The sequence below is a fragment of the Shouchella shacheensis genome, from assembly GCF_001484965.1.
Lineage (GTDB): Bacteria > Bacillota > Bacilli > Bacillales > Bacillaceae_D > Shouchella > Shouchella shacheensis.
This window is the reverse complement of the sequence record NZ_LLYY01000006.1, coordinates 182,896-203,094: the sequence shown is the minus strand read 5'-3', so window position 1 is coordinate 203,094 and position 20,199 is coordinate 182,896. Positions and strand designations below refer to the sequence as shown.

Here is a 20,199-nt window from a genome sequence, read left to right as displayed (position 1 = left end):
GTAGACATTTTATGTCCAAATCCACCTGCTTTAGCAGGTGGTCGTTTAATTCTCTTGTAATGTACTTTCATTCTGCAATAACCTCATCGTAATTACGTCCCATACGATCAAGGGCATCCATGTAGACAATGTCCCCTTCGTTGAGGACCTTGCGTAGCAATTGGTATTGTGGGCGTTCAAAATTTTTTCCACTTGCTCGATCAACAAAAATGCGGCGTGCCTCCACACCCCTATCCATCATTTTATGTAACTGACGCTGTTCATTCTGATCCTTGGAACTCACCCGTATGTATCCATAAGTAGCTGCCATATTCATTTCTCCCCTGCCTGCTTTTTTATAAAAAAATTTAACCACATTTATAAACTTGATTTGACGCGCCTTTTGAAACGTTACTTACATTGCCTTAAAGGTATACGTTTATAAACACTAACAAAAATCTATTCCATAATACGATTGGACTATTGTGGAACAAAAAAACTGTAAAAAAATTTTGGAATGGATTAAGGGTGTTTTGACCATCCTATTTGCTATTCAAATAAGCCTCCGTTTTTTGTGAAAACAGACTAAATGACGAGAGGCCAAATTTGATAAAAAAACCTATGGGGACCGTAATAACGGGCTTTCCTGACGAAAAACTTTATTCTTGACAGGTGATACTATTCTGCGTTACTATATACCTGTAATCATCAATACTAAGTACCGGTGTCATGAAATACTTATGGTACAGAGTACTGAAAAAATATAGTGAAAGACAAATGGGGGGGTAAATTTGGAAAGAAATTCAGAAATGCTGAAAGGGGTGCTTGAAGGTTGTGTGCTTGAGATCATCAGCCGTGGCGAAACTTACGGCTATGAAATCACGCAAAAGCTGCGGGAACTTGGCTTCACTGATGTGGTTGAAGGCACCGTTTATGCGATTACCATGCGGTTTGAGAAAAACAATCTGGTGAACATCAAGAAAAAGCCTTCCACTAAGGGGCCGCCAAGAAAATTTTACACAATCACCGTAGCAGGTCAAGAGCATCTGAAAGTTTTTTGGGAAAATTGGGAGTTTGTTTCAAGTAAAATTAACGAACTCAAAACTAATATAAAATCAAAAGGAGAAGTACTATGAGTATTTTTGAAAAAATTATCGGAAGTCTGGATGAAAAGCGGGAATGGAAGGAGATGGAGGAACGTGCAAAGGTACTTCCAAGTGAGTACCGCAACGCTTACAACGCTATTAAAAAATATATGTGGACCACTGGTGCTGCACCCTCGAACTGGAAGGATATTAGCCGTATTTTTGGCGGCATTCTAGATCTTTTCGAGGAAGGTGCAGCAGAAGGCAAGAAAGTCACTGATCTTACGGGTGAGGACGTGTCCGCTTTCTGCGACGAACTAGTAAAGGATGAGAAAACTTGGAAGGACAAATATCGCGCGAAGTTGAACGATACGATTTGATTGTGGCTAACGGTGGGATCCTAGTGGATTTTCGCCTAGCTAATATCGTGAAGATCTGAATCAAAGTATTATGAAGAGATTAGAAAAAGGTAAATTCAATAGATAATACCGACTGAATAGCTGGTTACAAATATGAATGGCCACCTTCACTATTCAGTTCTATTTTTAACCTGGTAGTAAGTTACACAGGTTATCAGTTAGACTATATAGAGGGATGTAGGCAATCCAGCTTCGCAAGGCTCTCGACCGGATAATGACTCCGCTTTGTCTGCAGGCGAGCAACCCGATCTCTATCAGATAAGGCCCCTTAATTTCCGGATTTGCAAGCAGTCTTGCTGTGCTATTTATACGAGGAGGAAAAAGTATGAACAATGCAGCGATTTCTGTCCAAGATCTTGAAAAGTCTTATAAGAAAGTGAACGTTCTGAAGAAAATCGATTTTACCGTAAAAAAAGGCAGTATTTTCGCCCTGCTTGGCTCTAATGGGGCAGGGAAGACAACAGTTGTCAAAATTCTCACCACGCTGCTCAAACCAGACAGCGGCAGAGCCACCGTAAACGGGTACGATGTTTTGTCCAAGTCCGATCATGTGCGGCAGGCGATCAGTCTGACCGGGCAATTCGCCGCCGTGGACGAAATATTGACCGGACGGGAAAATCTGATGATGATTGCCAAGCTGCGGCACCTCAAAAATCCGCGGCAGATTGCGGACGATATGCTCAATCGTTTCGGCTTGACCGATGCCGCAGATCGCAAGGTATCCACATATTCAGGTGGTATGCGCCGCAGGATCGACATCGCCATGAGCCTTGTGGGAAAACCACAGGTCATTTTCCTCGACGAACCGACTACCGGGCTTGACCCCGAGGCACGAATCGAGGTTTGGAAGATTGTCAAAGAGCTTGCCGACGGCGGCACGACGGTATTCCTGACCACGCAGTATTTGGAGGAAGCCGAGCAGCTTGCCGACCGAATAGCTATTTTGCACGAGGGTAGGATTATCGCCAACGGTACGCTCTCGGAGCTAAAACAGCTGTTCCCACCCGCAGAGGTGGAGTATGTTGAAAAACAGCCGACATTAGAGGAGATATTCCTCGCAATCGTCGGCAAAAAGGAGGAAAAGTAAATGGAGACGGCAAAGAAACACTTTTTCAGTGATCTGGGCGTTATGCTTGGACGTTCCATGCGCCATATTTCCCGCAGTATGGACACCATCATCACGGTCACCATCACGCCGATCGCGTTTATGTTGCTGTTCGTTTATGTGTTCGGCGGTGCCATTCAAACCGGAACGGATAACTATGTGAACTACTTGATGCCCGGCATATTGCTGATAGCGATTGCGAGTGGTATATCTTATACGGCTTACCGCCTGTTTTTGGATAAGCAAAGGGGTATATTTGAGAGGTTCCACTCCATGCCGATTGCGCGTTCCACCGTGCTGTGGGGACATGTGCTGACCTCCCTCGTATCCAACGCCATATCGGTCGTCGTCATCGTTCTCGTAGCGCTCGTTATGGGCTTTCGTTCGTCGGCGGGGCTACTGCCATGGCTTGCAGTAGCCGGCATACTCGCACTGTTTACGCTTGCCTTGACATGGGTCGCGGCGATTGCCGGACTGTCCGCAAAAACAGTGGATGGCGCAAGCGCCTTTTCCTACCCGATTATCTTTCTGCCGTTTATCAGCTCGGCGTTTGTGCCGACCGAGTCGATGCCGTCGGTCGTTCGAGCCTTTGCCGAAAATCAGCCGGTGACCTCGATCGTGGAGGCTATCCGTGCGCTACTCTCAAGTCAACCGGTGGGCAATGATATATGGGTTGCTCTTGCGTGGTGTATCGGGATTATGCTCGTAGCCTATTTTTTTGCTATGAGGGTGTATAAAAAGCGGGTGTGATTTAGTTAAAGAAGGAAGCAGCAGTCTAGCTAGAACTTTATTTTCACGTTAGCTGCTGCTTTTTCTATGATCAGTCAAGTGTTTTGTGCATTTTTTCTATAGAAATCTCGTTGAAAGTCTAAAAGGTTTCTTGCAAAACGCTTTTGACCCTTGAAAGGACTGATATTTTTTAGAATGAAATCTCAATGGACAGAAGAAGAGCTTGTTGAACATTTTATATTACTCCCCACGGAGAACCAAATTGGTAGAAAAAAAGAGAAGTACAACCCGGCTCGGCTTTATATGGGACCCGGACGTGCAAGCAAAAAGACATTGGAATGGGAGATCAAAAAGCTAAAAGACTTAAAAATGTTGGAGCTTCCCGATGATTTATTTATATAGACGGCACTTAAGAATTTATAACTGAACACAGAGCCGATCAATGACCTTTTTCGGGTTTTTGTTAATCTCTGTGACAAAAGACTGAACCGCTTTGCGTATTTCTAAAACGGTTGAATAGAACACATTGTAGATCACTGATTTCTTCATCCATCCCCATAGCCCTTCAATCAGATTAAGTTGAGGGCTGTAGGGGGGTAAAAAAAGTAATTGCAAGTGGTCTTGATGCTCCTCCAAAAACGGTTGGATGAGTTTAGCGTGGTGAATGCGTGCATTGTCGAGAACCATGACAATCTTTTCACCCTGATAGTGGATGACGACTTTCTCTAAAAAAGACAGGAAGACTTGGGCGTCGTATTTTTCGTCTTCCATAACAAATCACTTCACCCGTTTCATAATCTAACGTGCCGAGTCATTTGACGCCCCGATGTTGGCCATACGTGGGGATGAGTTTTTGCTGGCCTTTTAAGAACCATGTAGGGCTTAGCGCTTGGTAGTCTCGAATCATAGACTCGTCTTCAAACAAGATTCGATCAATTTCGCCATCCATCATTTTTTTTAGCTCGTTCGAATTCTTGTTTGAAGGCTTCTTGTTTCTCGGGGTCAGCCTTGGCCAAAGTATAGGTCGGTTTCGTATAGCTGAATCCCAATCGATGCAAGAGTTTGCGGACACCGCGCTCCGCATAAGGAATCCCATATTCTCGTTCGATCCACTCTCGAATGAGCGGAGCGTTCCAGTTCATCTCAGCAGGGAAACCGACATCGGCAGGTCTTTGTTCCACAATCAATTGGCGCAATTCTTCCTCTTGTTCTTTCGTGAGGAAATGGGGACGCCCTGGAGATTGGCTCATCGTCAATCCGTCTAGGCCACCTTTTCGATGAGCTTTGACGTAACTGCCAATAGTGACCGTAGAACGGCCCACGATCTCCGATATCGTCTTGTAACTCTCTCCCTTGAGGTGGAGGAGGATCGTTTGGTATCGCTCGAACAAGCGTTTATCTTTGGTCGCTTTCATCGCCGCTTTCGCCTTTTGCATCTCTATTGTCTCGTGATCTGACTGCACGCTGGTCATGGGAAGCCCTCCTAATGGTCATAAGTTCTATTACCTATAGGAGTTAGACAGAAAACGCTAAAATCCTTTAGTACCTTTGATATAGTCACATTCCTTCCAAGATGTTACGAAGGTACCGGTTGAGATCTATCTCGGAAAAGGCGAGTGAACGACGCTGTCATCCCCCAGAAGTTCGCTATACCTTGCTAGCGGCTTTCTTTTGGTCCCGTTGGCGGGAGATTACGGATTCGTTAGTTGAACTACTGATGACGATTACGCATAATATTAACGGGCACGCTGAAAAGAAGGTGGATCGGGAGTTGTTGAAAGAAATCAAACAGGTCCGCGGGAAAAATAATATTCTAGCTACATTGCTCGAAGACATGTTGGATAAACAAGAACATGTTGTCAAGGATGTATTATTCTCGGTTATGGACGAAGAAACCGCACAGGATCTGTTGAAAGAACTCAAATATAATAAGAATGTATATCGCGAAAAAGTGTACTACAAAATGCGAAGCTCCTACAGCCATTCTTATCGCACGGCGATTTCCGAGCTGTTACGTATTTTGGATTTCCGTTCCAATAACCCTACACACCGGCCTGTGATTGAGGCATTAGATCTGGTGAAAAGGTACATAGGAACCAAACAAAAGTATTTTCCCGTTGACCATGATGTCCCAATTAGCGAAGTCGTTCCACCGAAATTCATGAAGGTTGTTCTTGAGAAGGACACGAAAGGAAACCCGAAGGTCAATCGCATCAATTATGAAATTGCCGTCTTGCAATCCCTGAAAGATAAACTTCAATGTAAGGAAATTTGGGTCGTAGGTGCTGATCGATATCGGGATCCTGACGAAGATTTGCCCATCGACTTCGAGGAAAATCGACAGGAATATTATGATGCCCTGGGTCTTTCCGTGGATGTGGAACCGATCATCTCGAAGTTACAGGATGAGTTGCACAATAAGTTAGAGCAACTGAATCAAACGATTCCGAAAAACCCTAAAGTCTCGATTACGAACCACCGTAATGGCTGGATTTCTGTCTCACCCTTGGAACCCCAACAAGAACCGGAACGGCTCAGACAATTCAAACAAGTAATAGCGAAGCGTTGGTGGCTGATGGAACTGATAGATATGTTTAAGGAAACGGATTTAAGAACGGACTTTACCAGTGCTTTTCACAGTTTAGCGAAATACGAACGGTTGAATCGTGCAGACGTACAAAAGCGACTGTTATTATGTTTGTACGGAATGGGTACCAACATGGGGTTAAAACGGATGGCTGCGGGGAATCCTGATGTTACTTATGATAATTTACTTTATGTGAAGCGGAAGTATATCCATCCTGAAATTTTAAAAGCAGCTAATGTTCAAGTGGTGAATGCTATCCTTAAGGAGCGTTTGGAAGACGTATGGGGGCATGCGACAACATCTTGTGCTTCTGATTCCAAAAAGGTTGGCGCGTGGGATCAGAACCTTATGAGTCAATGGCACCCTCGCTATCGCGGTACAGGCGTTATGATTTATTGGCATGTTGAAAAACAGTCTGTCTGTTTTCACTCTCAATTAAAAACATGTTTATCTTCGGAAGTCGCTTCAATGATTCAAGGCCTTTTGCATCATGCGACGGACAAAGATGTGGGTCGTAACTATGTCGATACGCATGGTCAAAGTGAAATCGGATTTGCCTTTTGCCACCTGTTGGGATTTAAACTGATGCCTCGCCTTAAAAATATTGGTCGACAGAAATTATATAAACCTTATCATGGCATGACGGACTCCTTTCCGAATTTGGAGCCGGTTATCGCTCAAAAACCCATTGAATGGGACCTTATTCGACAGCAATATGATCAAATGGTGAAGTATGCGACAGCTTTAAAATTTAATACGGCTGAAACAGAAGCCATTTTGAAACGATTTAGCAAAAACAAGAGCCATCCGGTTTATAAAGCGTTGAGTGAACTCGGAAAGGCTATCAAGACCATTTTCTTGTGTGATTACTTAATGCACGAAGAAATTAGACAGGAAATTCAAGAAGGGCTAAACGTCGTAGAAAACTGGAACTCTGCCATTGAGTTTATCTTCTTTGGACACAATGGTGAAATCCAAAAGAACCAGGACGAAGATCAAGAAATCGCGGTACGTTCCCTTCAGCTTCTTCAGAACTGTTTGGTGTATATTAACACGTTGAAGATTCAAAACACGATGAAGGAACATGGATGGCTTGAGAAGATGTTGCAAGAGGATTTACGCGCACTTTCTCCTTTAATTTATAATCACATTATCCCTTACGGACGATTTGAGATGGATTTAGATAAAAGATTGGCACTATGATTTTTGGTGTATAGATGAAAGCCCGCCTTTAAGGCGGGCTGAATTATTTATATCGAGAAATGGCGGCAAAAACGACAGATGCTACCTTTACCCCTTCTAGCTCCGACGGGTAGAAGCGTCGAGATTTTTCAGTCCTCCGCTGTTCGTTTGTTGTCATAATGAAATTTTATTTCGCATATTAATCCTATTATATTGACTTTTGGTTTCTTTCATTGAATAATGGAGGCAAGAATAGGGGGCCAAAGATGCTAAACAAACTAGGGACAGAAGCTCGTCATAGGGAGACTATGCAGCTGGATGGCATGTCGATTCAAACCATCCTGCAAACCATGAATCGTGAAGATCAATCGGTTCCAAAGGCGGTTGCAAAAGAACTTGAGTCGATTGAAGCTGCTGTCAAACGTGTAATCGCTTCCTTTGAAGTGGGGGGACGGTTGATTTATGCAGGTGCAGGCACAAGCGGACGTCTTGGGGTGCTTGATGCTGTTGAATGCAGGCCGACCTTTGGCACATCGAAGGAAATGGTGCAGGGGCTCATCGCTGGTGGTGGAAAAGCTTTTACGGAAGCCGTGGAAGGGGCCGAAGATGATGAAGCGGCCGGGGCCAAGGACGGTGAAGCCTTGCACATCAATGAGAAGGATACGGTTATCGGGCTCGCCGCAAGCGGGCGGACGCCGTATGTGATTGGGTTGCTGAAAGAGGCGCAGGCGCGGGGCGTGCAAACGGTGAGTATTAGCTGTAACACGCAGGCGGAGATGAGTTCCTATGCCGATGTGGCGATTGAAGTCGAGACCGGGCCGGAAGTGTTAACCGGGTCAACGAGACTGAAGGCTGGCACGGCACAGAAGTTGATTTTGAACATGATCTCAACCACCGCCATGATCGGCATTGGCAAAGTCTATCAAAATTTGATGGTCGACCTGCAGCCAACGAATCATAAACTGGTAGAGCGCTCGAAGCGAATCATCATGGAAGCGACGGAGGCGAGCTACGAAGAAGCAGCCGCGTACTACAAGCAATCAGGCGGCCACGTCAAGGCTGCAATCGTCATGAGTTTGCTTTCATGCAGGTACGAAGAAGCGGTAGAAAAGCTGGAGGAGAGCAACGGATTTATTCGCAACACGCTTTAGGGATGGCTTTTTAATCACGAGGGGGGAAGCATGGTGAAAAAAGAACAGCGCATGGCCTCTGAAATCCTAGAACACGTCGGGGGCAAAGAGAATATCGCGTCACTCACACATTGTATGACGCGGCTCCGTATTGCCCTGAAAAATGAAGACCTTGCTCATATCGAGAACATCAAGAAGATCGATGGTGTTATGGGGGTCGTAGAGGACGACACGTTGCAAGTTGTGATCGGACCGGGCACGGTGAAACTGGTAACGGAAGAGTTGGAAACACTGGCGAAAGTAGAAGCACAAGAAGGCGAGGATCCATCAGAGGATGAATTGACCTTCTCTGAAAAAGCGGAACTCTCTAAGCAGGAGCGCAAGAGAAAGAATCAAACGCCGTTCAAACGCTTCCTGAGAAGTTTGGGAAACATCTTCATTCCACTGATCCCGGGGCTGGTGGCGTCAGGGATTATTAACGGTGTTGCCAATTTCGCGCAGAATTCTGGAATGGACCCTGCGGAACACACATGGCTTCAAGTGATGCTTGTGCTCGGCGGCGGACTGTTTGCTTATTTGGGCATCCTTGTCGGTTGGAACACAGCGAAGGAATTTGGAGGAACCCCTGTACTTGGGGCAATTGCGGGCATGTTCATCTTTAACCCAGCGCTTGCGGATATCACGATTTTCGGAAGTGCGCTTGAGCCCGGACGGGGCGGATTGTTCGGCGTGATTTTTGCCGCCTGGCTGATGGCCTATTTAGAAAAGCGAATTCGCAAAATCATTCCGACATCCGTCGATATTATCTTTACGTCTCTTTTTACCGTATTGATTGTGGGCTTTCTGACCATTGTTGCGGTGATGCCAGCCGCAGGGGTCTTGTCGGACGGAATCACGTTAGGCATTTACTGGGTGCTTGATGTCGGCGGGGCATTTGCGGGCGCGGTCATGGCTGGATTCTTCCTACCGCTTGTTATGGTTGGGTTGCATCACGGGTTAACACCAATCCATCTCGAGCTTATTAACGTATATGATTTTACCACACTGCTTACAATTTTGGCGATGGCTGGTGCTGGTCAAGTAGGAGCAGCGATGGCGATCTATGCAAAAACAAGGAACCAGAGATTGCGTAACATTATTAAGGGTGGTCTTCCAGTTGGCTTTCTCGGCATCGGTGAACCGCTTCTTTACGGTGTAACGCTGCCGCTTGGGCGCCCGTTCATTACGGCAAGCCTGGGAGGGGCCGTTGGTGGTGCGTGGCAGGCTGTCTTTGCCACGGGTGCGGGAGGCATCGGTGTATCTGGACTCTCGCTTACGCCTCTTATTGCGGAAGGGGCCTATCTCACGTACCTAGGTGGCCTTGGACTGGCGTATCTCTTTGGCTTTATTTTTACCTACCTGTTCGGGTTTAAAGAACATATGGCAGACGGCATCTAAAAAGGAGAGAAACGATGAGTCTAGGATTCTCAGTCTACCTGTCTCGCCCGTTCGAAGAGCAGCACGACAGGGTTCGGAACTTAGTGGCCCATGGGTTTGACACGATGTTTACGTCGCTTCACATTCCCGAGGATGATGTTGCGCTTTACGCGGGCCGACTGCAGGAAGTGGGCGCCTTTGCGAAGGAGCACGGGCTTCGCTTTATCGCAGATGTTTCCACGAAGTCTTTGCAGCATTTGGATAAGAGGTGGGACCAAGCACAGGATGTAAAGGCGTGGGGGGTGACAGGTCTACGCATTGATTACGGAATCGAGCCAGAGACGATTGTTGCGGTATCAACGCACATTCAGGTGGTGCTCAACGCAAGCACGCTCACCGCTGCGGACGTGTCGCTATTAAAGGGAAAAGGACTGAACCCAGCTGAAACTGAGGTGTGGCACAATTTTTACCCTCGTCCTGAAACGGGTCTCGCCCGAGAAGACTTCAGAGAATGGAATGAGTGGCTCAAAGACGAGGGGTTTCAGGTCATGGCTTTTGTTCCGGGCGATGAGAAACGTGGGCCCCTCTATGAAGGGTTGCCGACGATAGAGGAGCATCGCGGTGTCTCCCCTTTTGCCGCGTGGTTGGATTTAACCTTTAGAGAGCAAGTGCCTACCATCCTTGTGGGGGATGTTGGTCTGGAAGACTCGACACTGGAGCAGTTCCAAGCGTACAGGGAGGAGGGGCGGATCGTGCTTCGAGCAAAGCCTGTGGAGGAAATTCCGGATATAACGTGCGATCACCAAAATCGCAAGGACGCGGCGCGAGATTGCCTGCGCTCCGAAGCCTCCCGCTCCTTGTACGGAACCCGTGAGATCGCCCCGCGTCACACGCTGGCAAGACCTAGGGGTACGATTACGATCGACAACCAGAAGTATGGTCGCTACCAAGGAGAGGTACAGGTCACGAAGCGTGACTTGGCACGGGATGATAAGGTCAACGTTCTTGGTCGCGTCATTGATGAGGATCTGCCCCTGCTCTCTTTGATTGGCGGCGGGGTCAAGTTTACGATTCGGTGGTCTTAAAGAACCCCCCTCAAAGATGAGGGGGGTTCAATAGTCTTCAATAAATTACCGTAAACTGTTAATTATTCGAGCCTTGAGGGTCACGGTCCGAGCTCTTGCACTCTCTTTACTTCACTCGTTCACGAACCTATCATGTTGCGTGCCCCGTCTTCTCGCCTATATTAAGCGAACAAGGGTGCAGGGATTACTGAAGCATGCTGGACGACGGCGGTTGACTGGCAAAAAGTATAAAAAGCAACAGCCTGATATCGTTGAGAAAGCAGGATATTGATTTTCAGTTCAATTCGCTTTTCATGTAATTGATTTCAAGCGGAACCTCTCTATTAATCAATTTCAACGCTGAAAGTGGTTTGAATCCTGCCTATAAGCTGATTGTCTGAGTCTTCCCAGTCCGTGTATACCGTATAAGTCCTGTTCTCGTGACCCTCGACCTCAAAAGAATTTCCTTCTAAATCTCTTTCCTGTGAAGAAGAACTGTTCTCGGAAGTTATTAGATAATGTGTCGTTTCGAGAGAGTCATTAGTAGCGACAATACCTTCATGATTGATTTCAACCGTAACAAGTTCTCCTTTTTCTAAAGAAACAGCTGGAAGGCCTTCCACTTCTTTTTGTGCATTTCTCGAACTTAATTCATCCTGATTACAGTAGTTCCAGCAGATTGCCCTGCTATTAATCCCCTCTTCTATTTCATCTTCCTCTGAATAAATGCTTATTGTAGGAATTTCTCCGAGAACTTCTGCAGGCTCTTGAGCAGTGTCATTTGCCTCTGGTTCTTGGCCTGAGTCTTGACATCCGGATAATGCAACAAAGCCAATAAATAGAATTCCTATCCGCTTGAAAATGTCCATAATAATCTCTCCAATTTAACTTGTTTTAAGGTCAATAGTAAGTGATTTTTAAAAAAAACGCAAAAAATATATTTTATGAAAACTACGTCTGATCCTACAATCAGTTATATGGCCCATGAAATTTTAGAACAGGGTAATGAAGAATTGAACGAATACTTAGCTGATAGTGAGAATCAGGTAATTTTCTATAAATACCTAAATGAGAAGTAAGCATTTAGCCGCGTACTTTTTTCTGATTAGTCTTTATCTAGCTTATTTCCAACGCGTCTACTTTCTGGTCTACTTTGCTAGAACGCTAAAACCGAGCTCTTGAACCTAGTCCTCGAATTTCAAGACTCTCAACTTGGTTTGCTAAGATAGGGTTTTGTTAGAACTCACTCATTCAGAAGAGTAACGAGTCTTTTGTGTTTTTCCCCTTACTGACCTACACAATTCCCCATGATCAGCCGATGAAGAGGGGAGAATGTTTTTTAGGGGGAGGATGCAATGAAAGGACGGAGAGGACTCGGGTTAAAAGGCAAGTTATTGGTAGCGTTTGCTTTATTCTTACTTGCTCCAAGTCTAGCGATAGGCGTTGCTTCGTATCAGAGCACGAAAGCTAACGTCGGAGAAACGATGCAAGAAAATGCAGAACAGACTACGGGGACTTTGCACAGTTATTTGCAACAATTTGTTGCAACAGAGACAGACAGCATTGCGTTTTTGGCTTCAACGATCGATCTTAGCGATGGCATCAATGACGAAGTGGAACAACGGCTGGTTGCTTTCTCGGAAGGGAACGACCGGGTGGAGGAAATGTATCTTGTTACCAGAGAGGACGACTCGATTTCTTACAGTGAAGATTCAGGTGTTCAGGCCGTCAATGATCTTCAGTCCAACCAGTGGTATCGGGACGTTATGGGCAGGCAGGTGGACGTTTCTGTCAGTGAACCGTTGATTAATGAAGAGACCGAGGAAGTAACCCTTGTGATCGGCGCACCAACGCCGGGGTTTGAAGCAGTGGTGGGAGTGGAGCTAGACATCGCTGAGGTGCTGAACCGGATTGAGGAGACGACGATTGGAAGCACAGGCTATGTGTTTTTAGCGAATTCTGAAGGGCGGGTGTTAACGCATCCGGAGCGAGAGGTTGGCTCGTTTTTGCCGGCCGATCTATCCGTTCAGATTAGTGAGGAAAGCGGGGAATTGACGTACGTTCAAGATGGGGTCGAACGGGAATTCTCCTTTCAAACGGTACAGCCGGTGAACTGGAAGCTTGTTGGAGCGATGCTTCCAAATGAAGTAGAGGCACTCGTTGCTCCGATTGTGCGCACGGTCATCATCGTCAGCGTGGTCACGCTTTTGCTCGGGGGAGCAATTGTCTATGGAGTCACGCGTTCGATTGCCTCCCCGATTGGATCCCTCGCACGTTCGGCGCAAACGATCAGCAAGGGCGATTTGCGGGAACAGGAGGGCTTTATGCGGGCAAGCAATGATGAAGTCGGCGTGCTTGCTGCATCGTTCAATGAAATGCGACTGTCGATTGTGAAGATGATGAGTCAAATTCGAGAGAAGTCTATGTATTTAGCGGCTTCTTCAGAGGAACTTCAGGCTAGTACTGAGCAAAACATGAGGGCGACGGAGCAGATCACGATGGCGATGCAAGAGGTATCCACGGGCGTCGACGAGCAGGCGGCAAGCATCGAGCAGGGCAATGTAGCTGCTACAAACGTCTCTCAAGGCGTAACGGATATTAAATCAAGCGCGCAGCAAGTGAATTATGCAGCAGAAGAAGCAGCGACGGCCGTTCATGAAGGCCAGGAAGGGATACACAAGAGTGTGAGGCAAATGGATGTCATCCATGCTCATGTGTCAGACATTTCTTCGACGATTGATGAGCTCCGGAGTCAGTCGGAGACGATCACGCAGGTCATTCGCGTAATTTCCGAGATCTCTGAACAAACCAATCTCCTTGCGCTCAATGCCTCGATTGAAGCGGCCCACGCAGGTGAACATGGACGAGGCTTTGCTGTGGTTGCCGAGGAAGTGCGGAAGCTTGCCGAGGAGTCGGCGAAAGCGGCTCAGACCGTACAGGGCCAAATATCGGCCGTACAAAATGGAACGATTCGTGCTGGAGCAGCAATGAAAAAAGGGAAGTCGGAAGTAGAAAGAGGCGTAACAGTGATTCAACAGGCCGGCGAAGCCTTTTCGTTGATTCAAACAAACGTGGATGACGTGCGTGCAAAAATTGCCTCTGTGACGAGCGAGGCCGGGCAAATGTCTGAGGGCACTGAACAGTTTCTTCTCTCCTATGGCAAAATTTCAGAAGCGGCAGAGACGACTTCTTCAAGCGTTCAAAATGTTTCAGCGGCGACAGAAGAACAGCTGGCCTCCATGGAAGAAATCTCAAGCTCCTCGACGAACCTAACGCAGCTAGCAGACGAACTAGAAGAAATGGTCAAAATGTTTAAATGGTGATAGAAAAGCGGAGGCGGGTTGAACAGGAGCGAGAATTTTGGAGGCCTGACAAAAGAAATCCCGACCTTGGATTTCGTTGTCAGGGCGAAAAATCTCGACGCTCCTACCCGCCGCAGCTGGATCGAGAAAAGCGGAGGCGCCCTGCACACGAGCGACAAGTTCTGGAGCGACGGCAGATCAAGTCCGCCCTTGACTTGAACTGGCGGCGTGAAGAAACCTCGAGCGAGTGGGCGGCGCAGCTGGATCAAGAAAAGCGGAGGCGGGTTGAACAGGAGCGAGAATGTTGGAGGCCTGACAAAAGAAATCCCGACCTTGGATTTCGTTGTCAGGACGAAAAATCTCGACGCTCCTACCCGCCGCAGCTGGATCAAGAAAAGCGGAGGCGCCCTGCACACGAGCGACAAGTTCTGGAGCGACGGCAGATCAAGTCCGCCCTTGACTTGAACTGGCGGCGTGAAGAAACCTCGAGCGAGTGGGCGGCGCAGCTGGATCAAGAAAAGCGGAGGCGGGTTGAACAGGAGCGAGAATGTTGGAGGCCTGACAAAAGAAATCCCGACCTTGGATTTCGTTGTCAGGACGAAAAATCTCGACGCTCCTACCCGCCGCAGCTGGATCAAGAAAAGCGGAGGCGCCCTGCACACGAGCGACAAGTTCTGGAGCGACGGCAGATCAAGTCTGCCCTTGACTTGAACTGGCGGCGTGAAGAAACCTCGAGCGAGTGGGCGCCGCAGCTGGATCAAGAAAAGCGGAGGCGCCCTGCACTGCAGCTTGATTAGGTAGAGGGCCTGCCTTCTCCTACCCAACCTCAAACGAATCATCAAAGACCATAAAAATAACACGAGATACGTTTGAGAACCTTTTCTGGTGGTAAAGAAAGAGTATGAAAGGAGGTATTAAATGAACCGTTTAAAGCTTGGTTTGAAAGAGGAAGGCAAAGAGCTCGTTTCGGTCTGGGAGAAGGAGTCCGAGGACGACGTTGCCAATAATGAGTTATTTGAAGTTGCTTGGAAGCAATATGAGCACGAGATGGTGGAGCAAGACCCAAAGAACGAACCGCTCGTGACCTTAAAGTTAGAGCCGGTGAATGAGAACACCGACGTTGCCTCTTATACGCGTGATTTCAGCGTGAAGGCTGAGAAGCAGGAAGAATTAAAAAGGCTGCTCCAAAAACAAGCATAAAAGAAGCAAGGGTAGCCACCCGTGGGCTACCCTTTCGAGATTTTACGATCCGGTAACGAAACCCAAGATCGGGATTTCTATTATCAGGCCTTCCAAAACCCTCGCTTTTGTTCGACCCGCCTGCGCTTTTCTATACTAAAAAAAGTCAGGAAAACGCGGTTTCTCCATTGGCACAATGGAGGAGAGCGTCGCTAGCTCGGCTTCGTTGCCTTTCAACTCATCGGCCGTTTCTAGAAAGGATACATTCTGATATCCGAGGAGGAGGGCTGAGAGGGCTTGGATGGAGACATCGATTCCTCTTTCATCTTCCCCCTGCTCGACAGTGGTTTGTCCGTTTTCCCGCTTAAGGTGAAAAATGCCGTTGTTCCAAGGCGCATAGTCATCATGGATGCGAAGTGTCAGTGCCGCATCTCCGCCCTGGAATGGATAGGCTTCTAAGAAACGCACAACGTTCACAATGCGCCCCATAAAGTAAGGGGCAATCTCCAGCTCAATTTGCGGGTCGGCTAAATAATAATGCAGCGCCTCGCCCGCCGTGTACGTCCCGGTTGCTTTTTCGATCATGGAATCATGTTGGCCGATAAAGGAAAGCATGGCTGATAGAGCCTCACGGTGGGCGTAACAAAGCTCTTCCATTTGAAACTCTTCTTTTTTCACTTCATAAATAAGGTAAGCTCTCGGGACGCGTTCGTCGTCTACATAGAGCGCGACCTTTTTCCCTTCATATTTCCGCTCAAGCCCCTTCCACCACTTGGCATCACGAACAAGCATCCCGTTCTGTCGCGCCTGGTTGTACACTCGATGCAGACGCGTGTCTGTTATGTCTACGCGCATGATCTCCCCAGAAGAAAGAAGGCTTGGCTGCGGCAGCTGGCCTCGTTCCATTTCAAAAGAGACTTCCTCACAAAGAATTTCCCAGCCAAACTTTCGGTAAAAGCCAACCGAGAATGGATGCAAGTAGGAGAGGAGCTGGCCTCGTTTATTCATCTCTGAAAGGGCATGAACAAGAAGCTGTCTGACAAGCCCTTTTCGACGCTGTTCTGGATAGGTCGCCACTCCAGCAATCCCGCCCATAGGCATAATCGCTCCATGAATATCAACGTCTAAATCAAGCAACGTCAACTTTGCAAGCAGTTGATCTTCTTCCATATGGCCGTACGTTTCGCCTTCTTTCCATGCGGCTTGAGCCCGCTTACGGTTGGTTTCATTGTCATCAAATTGAAACGCATAACTTCCTAGTTGAAAGGATTGTTCAAATTGGTCATACGTTAATGTTTGGATCGCCACGCTCTACCTCCTTCTTTTGCCATTGTAGTGATTCGCTCTCTTTGATTGAAATTCCTTCTTCGTATATAGGATCGCCTAGATTGGAGACGCCCCCATTTTCATATTCGGAAAAAAATTATGATACAATCATTCTATTAGATAGTTGCTAAAGGAGAGAGATTGACGATGACAGATCGCGTAACCGAAATCCTGCAAAGCAAGCGAGATACCTATGTACAGGAGTTACAGGAGTACCTTCGCATTCCAAGCATTAGCTCTATCTCTGAGCATAAGGACGATGTGAAAGAGGCTGCTGAATGGACGGCGAATGCGTTGAGGAATGCTGGAATGGAGAAGGTGGAAATCCTTGAGACGAAACGACATCCAGTCGTCTATGGCGAGTGGCTAAAGGCAGAGGAAGCTCCCACCATTCTAGTCTACGGTCATTACGATGTGCAGCCGGTCGACCCGCTTCACCTATGGGAAACCGAGCCGTTTGAGCCGACGGTTCGCGATCATAAGCTTTACGCACGCGGGGCCACGGATGACAAGGGACAAACGTTTATGCACATCAAAGCGGTGGAAGCGATGCTTGAAGCAGAAGGAACGCTTCCGTTCAATGTGAAGTTTTTAATTGAAGGCGAGGAAGAGATCGGCTCCCCCAATCTTGATGATTTTGTGGTTGCGGAGAAGGAGAGACTTTCTTCAGACATCCTTGTAATTTCAGATACGCCGATGCTTGAGGCTGGAAAACCGGCCATCTGCACAGGGCTGAGAGGCCTTTGCGCGCTGCAAATCGACGTTCGCGGGGCGAGCGGCGATCTGCACTCTGGACTCTACGGAGGGGCGGTGCAGAACTCGCTGCACGCGCTTGTGCAGCTGCTTGATTCGATGCGCGGTGAGGATGGTCGGGTGACGATCGAAGGGTTTTACGACGGAATTGAAGCGCCAAGTGAAGAAGAGCAGGAAAGCATGAAGGCGCTCGGCGATGGCGATGAGTCGATGAAAAAAGAGGTTGGTGTTTCTGAACTCTTTGGAGAAGCTGGCTATACCTCTCGTGAGCGGACCTGGATTCGTCCGACGCTTGAGCTGAACGGGGTCTATGGTGGTTTTCAAGGAGAAGGGGTCAAGACGGTCATTCCGGCTGAGGCGCATGCGAAAATCACATGTCGCTTAGTGCCGGGCCAAGACCCAGATGATGTGCTGGAGAAGATCGAGGCTCATATTGAGGAACATACCCCTGCGGGTGTCACGGTGTCGACCACGCGGCATGACAAAGGCAAGCCGTTTGCAGCGCCTGTGGATCATCCAGCGTTTGAGGCTGCTGCTAAGGCATATGAAAAGGTGTACGGAACAGAGGTGGCGTACACGCGCATGGGCGGTTCGATTCCTGTTGTCGAAACCTTTGATGCCCAGCTGCAAGTGCCGATTGTCCTCATGGGCTTCGGACTGCCGGGCGAAAACTTCCACGCGCCCAATGAACATTTTCACCTTGAGAATTTTGACAAAGGCCTAGAAACGATTGTAGCGTTTTGGCGGGAGCTTGCCGAGCAACAGAGACGGTAAACCGGCCCCTCCATGATAACATAATGGCTGGATCGCTTACCTTCAGTGCACAGGAATTGGGCAAAGGCAATTGCACAGCGCAGTTGCCTTTCGGTGTGTGCTCGAAAAAATGCTTTTTTTGGCGAATGGCCAGACAGGCAGACGTAACGTCCTTGTTATGTAGTAGAATAGAGGAGAATGAATATCGGACGAAAGGATGGTACGTTTATGAGCAATGCATCACACGCTACGCTGGAACAAGAAGATGCCCCCGAGATTAAGCTAATTGCCTTAGACATGGATGGGACCTTGCTTAATCCGTCACACGAAATTTCAGCCGGAAACAGAGAGTCGATCGCAGAGGCACAAGAACACGGTGTGCACGTCGTCCTTAGTACCGGAAGAACACTGATGACGTGCGGGAAATATGCGGAATCGCTTAATTTAAACTCCTATTTAGTCACAGTCAATGGAAGTGAGATTTGGCATAGCAGTGGAGAGCTTCTGTGGCGCAATGTATTGGATCGTGATGTGATCGAGCATATATATGAATTACATAAATCAGCAGATATTCACGTTTGGGGGGCGACAACGAAGGACATATTCAGGGGAGAGCTTCCCGATAATCCACACGATCATGAATGGATGAAGTTCGGCTTTGACACGAATGATGATGAGCTTCGTGCGTCGATTGTGGATTCGCTTCGAACCAAGGGAAAAACGGAAATCACCAATTCCAGCCCGACCAATTTGGAAATTAACGCCCTTGGCATCAACAAAGCAAGTGCGCTGAAGCGTGTTTGTCAGGAGCTGAATCTATCGATGGATCAGGTGATGGCCGTTGGCGATAGTTTGAATGATATTGCGATGATCCATGAGGCGGGCCTTGGCATAGCGATGGGCAACGCACAGGAAGCCGTAAAGGAAGTGGCCAATTGGGTCACAGCCACAAATGACCAGGACGGGGTCGCAGCCGCTATTCAGCGCTGGGTCGTGATTCCGCGGCTTTGATGAAGGCACCCCTTCTAAATATGTAGAAACGCTCGTGAGACATCAAGTTCTCATGAGCGTTTTTTTGTCTAGCTCCGGAAATAAAAATTCTTGACAAAGTTGGTACGGGCTATTAAAGTTGGTTTAAAGAAACATTATTGTTTAGAAGAAAGTAGTCAAGCTTTGTTGCATATCTTAACATCAGAAAAACGAACCATCGTCAACAACGATGAAATTAGTGGAGGAGGAGTTTCAGTGAAAAAGGGATTGCCTACAGCTGCGCTAAGCGCCGTTTTGCTACTAGCAGCTTGCAATGAAGAAGGATCGACAGGAGAAGCAAACGAGGGCGCTGGGGATGAACCCATCCAAGTTGTCACAACCATTGCGCAAATTGGCGAACCAATGGCCACCATCGGCGGTGACCGTGTGGAAGTGACCAACTTAATGGGACCCGGCGTGGATCCGCACTTATATGAAGCGACACAGGGAGACATTTCGACGTTAACCGATGCAGACCTCATTCTTTATAGTGGGCTCAACCTTGAAGCGCAAATGAATGATGTTTTTGAAAACACCGATGTACCAGCGGTTGCCCTAGGGGAAAGCGTCGACCGTTCCGTACTTCTGGAAGATGAAGAGGAGGCAGGCGCTGACGATCCGCATATATGGTTTGATGTCGAGCTTTGGAAGCAGGCGCTGGATGCCGGGGTGGAAGAGTTAAAGGAGCTTTCCCCTGATGATGCCGAGGTCTTCGAGGAAAATAAACAGCAGTATTTCGCAGAGCTTGATGAGCTAAAGGGATACTCCGTTGAAACGCTTGCGGAAATTCCCGAAGAACAGCGGGTGCTAGTGACTGCGCATGACGCTTTTCAATATTTTGCCGAAATGAATAACATGGAAGTGGTCGCTCTGCAAGGGCTTAGCACAGAAGATGAAGTGGGGATTTCCGATATTCAATCCACGATTGATGCAGTTGTTGAAAAAGACGTCCCCGCGGTATTTGTCGAAAGCAGTGTAAACGACAGCTCGATTCAAGCGGTGATTGAAGGCGCCAATGAAGCGGGTACCGAACTTGAGCTTGGTGGGGAACTATATTCAGATGCAATGGGCGAGGATGGTACCGAGACAGGGACATATATAGGCATGTATCGTCACAATGTTGATACCATCTATGAGGCTCTTAATCAGGGAGATGAGTAA

At 47.7% G+C, this 20,199-nt stretch carries 16 protein-coding genes and 3 pseudogenes; 15 read left to right on the top strand and 4 right to left on the bottom strand.

All coding sequences use genetic code 11. The annotated features are described in order from the left end of the window. Positions 1-70: 70 nt before the first annotated feature. A pseudogene (locus tag AVZ68_RS09200) lies at positions 71-310 on the bottom strand (recombinase family protein); the annotation flags it as partial. 460 nt (positions 311-770) lie between these two features. Here AVZ68_RS09200 and AVZ68_RS09195 point away from each other — a divergent pair. The 5 genes from AVZ68_RS09195 to AVZ68_RS09175 all read left to right on the top strand — a co-directional run bounded on the left by AVZ68_RS09195 (position 771) and on the right by AVZ68_RS09175 (position 3,719). Next, positions 771-1,115 (top strand): PadR family transcriptional regulator, encoded by a 345-nt coding sequence (locus AVZ68_RS09195; protein WP_059104239.1) that lies wholly within the window; start codon positions 771-773, stop codon positions 1,113-1,115. Beyond that, positions 1,112-1,444: a DUF1048 domain-containing protein gene (locus AVZ68_RS09190; protein WP_059104238.1), complete on the top strand. Its 333-nt coding sequence runs from the start codon at positions 1,112-1,114 to the stop codon at positions 1,442-1,444. The genes AVZ68_RS09195 and AVZ68_RS09190 overlap by 4 nt, the downstream gene beginning before the upstream one ends. Positions 1,445-1,808: 364 nt before the next feature. Then, positions 1,809-2,570: an ABC transporter ATP-binding protein gene (locus AVZ68_RS09185; protein ID WP_059104237.1), complete on the top strand. Its 762-nt coding sequence runs from the start codon at positions 1,809-1,811 to the stop codon at positions 2,568-2,570. Then, positions 2,571-3,338, top strand: coding sequence for an ABC transporter permease (locus AVZ68_RS09180; protein ID WP_059104236.1), 768 nt, complete (start codon positions 2,571-2,573; stop codon positions 3,336-3,338). A 174-nt stretch (positions 3,339-3,512) separates the two neighbouring features. Next, on the top strand, positions 3,513-3,719 hold the full coding sequence (locus AVZ68_RS09175) for a hypothetical protein (RefSeq protein ID WP_157404615.1): 207 nt from the start codon (positions 3,513-3,515) through the stop codon (positions 3,717-3,719). A 15-nt stretch (positions 3,720-3,734) separates the two neighbouring features. Here the strand turns inward: AVZ68_RS09175 and AVZ68_RS19780 are convergent. Next, positions 3,735-4,780: pseudogene (locus AVZ68_RS19780) on the bottom strand (IS630 family transposase). Positions 4,781-4,881: 101 nt separating this feature from the next. Between AVZ68_RS19780 and AVZ68_RS09160 the strand changes: the two are divergent. The 4 genes and pseudogenes from AVZ68_RS09160 to AVZ68_RS09145 form a co-directional block, all read left to right on the top strand. Further along, positions 4,882-7,107, top strand: a pseudogene (locus AVZ68_RS09160) (Tn3 family transposase); the annotation flags it as partial. A gap of 245 nt (positions 7,108-7,352) precedes the next feature. Then, positions 7,353-8,237, top strand: a complete 885-nt coding sequence (gene murQ, locus AVZ68_RS09155) for an N-acetylmuramic acid 6-phosphate etherase (protein WP_059104233.1) — start codon at positions 7,353-7,355, stop codon at positions 8,235-8,237. 33 nt (positions 8,238-8,270) lie between these two features. Continuing rightward, positions 8,271-9,653, top strand: a complete 1,383-nt coding sequence (locus AVZ68_RS09150) for a PTS transporter subunit EIIC (RefSeq protein WP_059104255.1) — start codon at positions 8,271-8,273, stop codon at positions 9,651-9,653. 14 nt (positions 9,654-9,667) lie between these two features. Beyond that, positions 9,668-10,717, top strand: a complete 1,050-nt coding sequence (locus tag AVZ68_RS09145) for a DUF871 domain-containing protein (RefSeq protein WP_059104232.1) — start codon at positions 9,668-9,670, stop codon at positions 10,715-10,717. A gap of 323 nt (positions 10,718-11,040) precedes the next feature. Here AVZ68_RS09145 and AVZ68_RS09140 read toward each other — a convergent pair whose 3' ends face one another. Beyond that, a complete protein-coding gene (locus AVZ68_RS09140; protein ID WP_059104231.1) occupies positions 11,041-11,565 on the bottom strand; it encodes a hypothetical protein in 525 nt (174 codons plus the stop codon). A 486-nt stretch (positions 11,566-12,051) separates the two neighbouring features. On the opposite strand from AVZ68_RS09140, the gene AVZ68_RS09135 reads away from it, so the two are divergent. From AVZ68_RS09135 to AVZ68_RS09125, 3 genes are all read left to right on the top strand, one after another. Then, the gene (locus AVZ68_RS09135; protein ID WP_059104230.1) at positions 12,052-14,019 is read left to right on the top strand and encodes a methyl-accepting chemotaxis protein; all 1,968 of its coding nucleotides are present in this window, start codon (positions 12,052-12,054) and stop codon (positions 14,017-14,019) included. Beyond that, positions 14,013-14,795, top strand: coding sequence for a hypothetical protein (locus AVZ68_RS09130; RefSeq protein ID WP_059104229.1), 783 nt, complete (start codon positions 14,013-14,015; stop codon positions 14,793-14,795). Before AVZ68_RS09135 ends, AVZ68_RS09130 begins: the two co-directional genes overlap by 7 nt. Positions 14,796-14,916: 121 nt before the next feature. Next, the gene (locus tag AVZ68_RS09125) at positions 14,917-15,198 is read left to right on the top strand and encodes a hypothetical protein (RefSeq protein ID WP_059104228.1); all 282 of its coding nucleotides are present in this window, start codon (positions 14,917-14,919) and stop codon (positions 15,196-15,198) included. Between the two features lie 135 nt (positions 15,199-15,333). On the opposite strand, the gene AVZ68_RS09120 is transcribed toward AVZ68_RS09125, so the two are convergent. Continuing rightward, a complete protein-coding gene (locus AVZ68_RS09120; protein ID WP_059104227.1) occupies positions 15,334-16,485 on the bottom strand; it encodes a GNAT family N-acetyltransferase in 1,152 nt (383 codons plus the stop codon). 165 nt (positions 16,486-16,650) lie between these two features. On the opposite strand from AVZ68_RS09120, the gene AVZ68_RS09115 reads away from it, so the two are divergent. The 3 genes from AVZ68_RS09115 (at position 16,651) to AVZ68_RS09105 (ending at position 20,199) form a co-directional block, all read left to right on the top strand. Beyond that, on the top strand, positions 16,651-18,030 hold the full coding sequence (locus AVZ68_RS09115; protein ID WP_059104226.1) for a dipeptidase: 1,380 nt from the start codon (positions 16,651-16,653) through the stop codon (positions 18,028-18,030). Between the two features lie 207 nt (positions 18,031-18,237). After that, positions 18,238-19,020: a Cof-type HAD-IIB family hydrolase gene (locus AVZ68_RS09110; RefSeq protein WP_059104254.1), complete on the top strand. Its 783-nt coding sequence runs from the start codon at positions 18,238-18,240 to the stop codon at positions 19,018-19,020. A 234-nt stretch (positions 19,021-19,254) separates the two neighbouring features. After that, the gene (locus AVZ68_RS09105; protein ID WP_082676432.1) at positions 19,255-20,199 is read left to right on the top strand and encodes a metal ABC transporter solute-binding protein, Zn/Mn family; all 945 of its coding nucleotides are present in this window, start codon (positions 19,255-19,257) and stop codon (positions 20,197-20,199) included.

Coding starts and splice junctions, on each gene's coding strand:
- AVZ68_RS09180 (WP_059104236.1), top strand. CDS start 2,571: ATGGAGACGGCAAAGAAACACTTTTTCAGTGATCTGGGCGTTATGCTT.
- AVZ68_RS09130 (WP_059104229.1), top strand. CDS start 14,013: ATGGTGATAGAAAAGCGGAGGCGGGTTGAACAGGAGCGAGAATTTTGG.
- AVZ68_RS09110 (WP_059104254.1), top strand. CDS start 18,238: ATGAGCAATGCATCACACGCTACGCTGGAACAAGAAGATGCCCCCGAG.
- AVZ68_RS09175 (WP_157404615.1), top strand. CDS start 3,513: ATGAAATCTCAATGGACAGAAGAAGAGCTTGTTGAACATTTTATATTA.
- AVZ68_RS09135 (WP_059104230.1), top strand. CDS start 12,052: ATGAAAGGACGGAGAGGACTCGGGTTAAAAGGCAAGTTATTGGTAGCG.
- AVZ68_RS09145 (WP_059104232.1), top strand. CDS start 9,668: ATGAGTCTAGGATTCTCAGTCTACCTGTCTCGCCCGTTCGAAGAGCAG.
- AVZ68_RS09190 (WP_059104238.1), top strand. CDS start 1,112: ATGAGTATTTTTGAAAAAATTATCGGAAGTCTGGATGAAAAGCGGGAA.
- murQ (WP_059104233.1), top strand. CDS start 7,353: ATGCTAAACAAACTAGGGACAGAAGCTCGTCATAGGGAGACTATGCAG.
- AVZ68_RS09185 (WP_059104237.1), top strand. CDS start 1,809: ATGAACAATGCAGCGATTTCTGTCCAAGATCTTGAAAAGTCTTATAAG.
- AVZ68_RS09140 (WP_059104231.1), bottom strand. CDS start 11,565: ATGGACATTTTCAAGCGGATAGGAATTCTATTTATTGGCTTTGTTGCA.
- AVZ68_RS09115 (WP_059104226.1), top strand. CDS start 16,651: ATGACAGATCGCGTAACCGAAATCCTGCAAAGCAAGCGAGATACCTAT.
- AVZ68_RS09125 (WP_059104228.1), top strand. CDS start 14,917: ATGAACCGTTTAAAGCTTGGTTTGAAAGAGGAAGGCAAAGAGCTCGTT.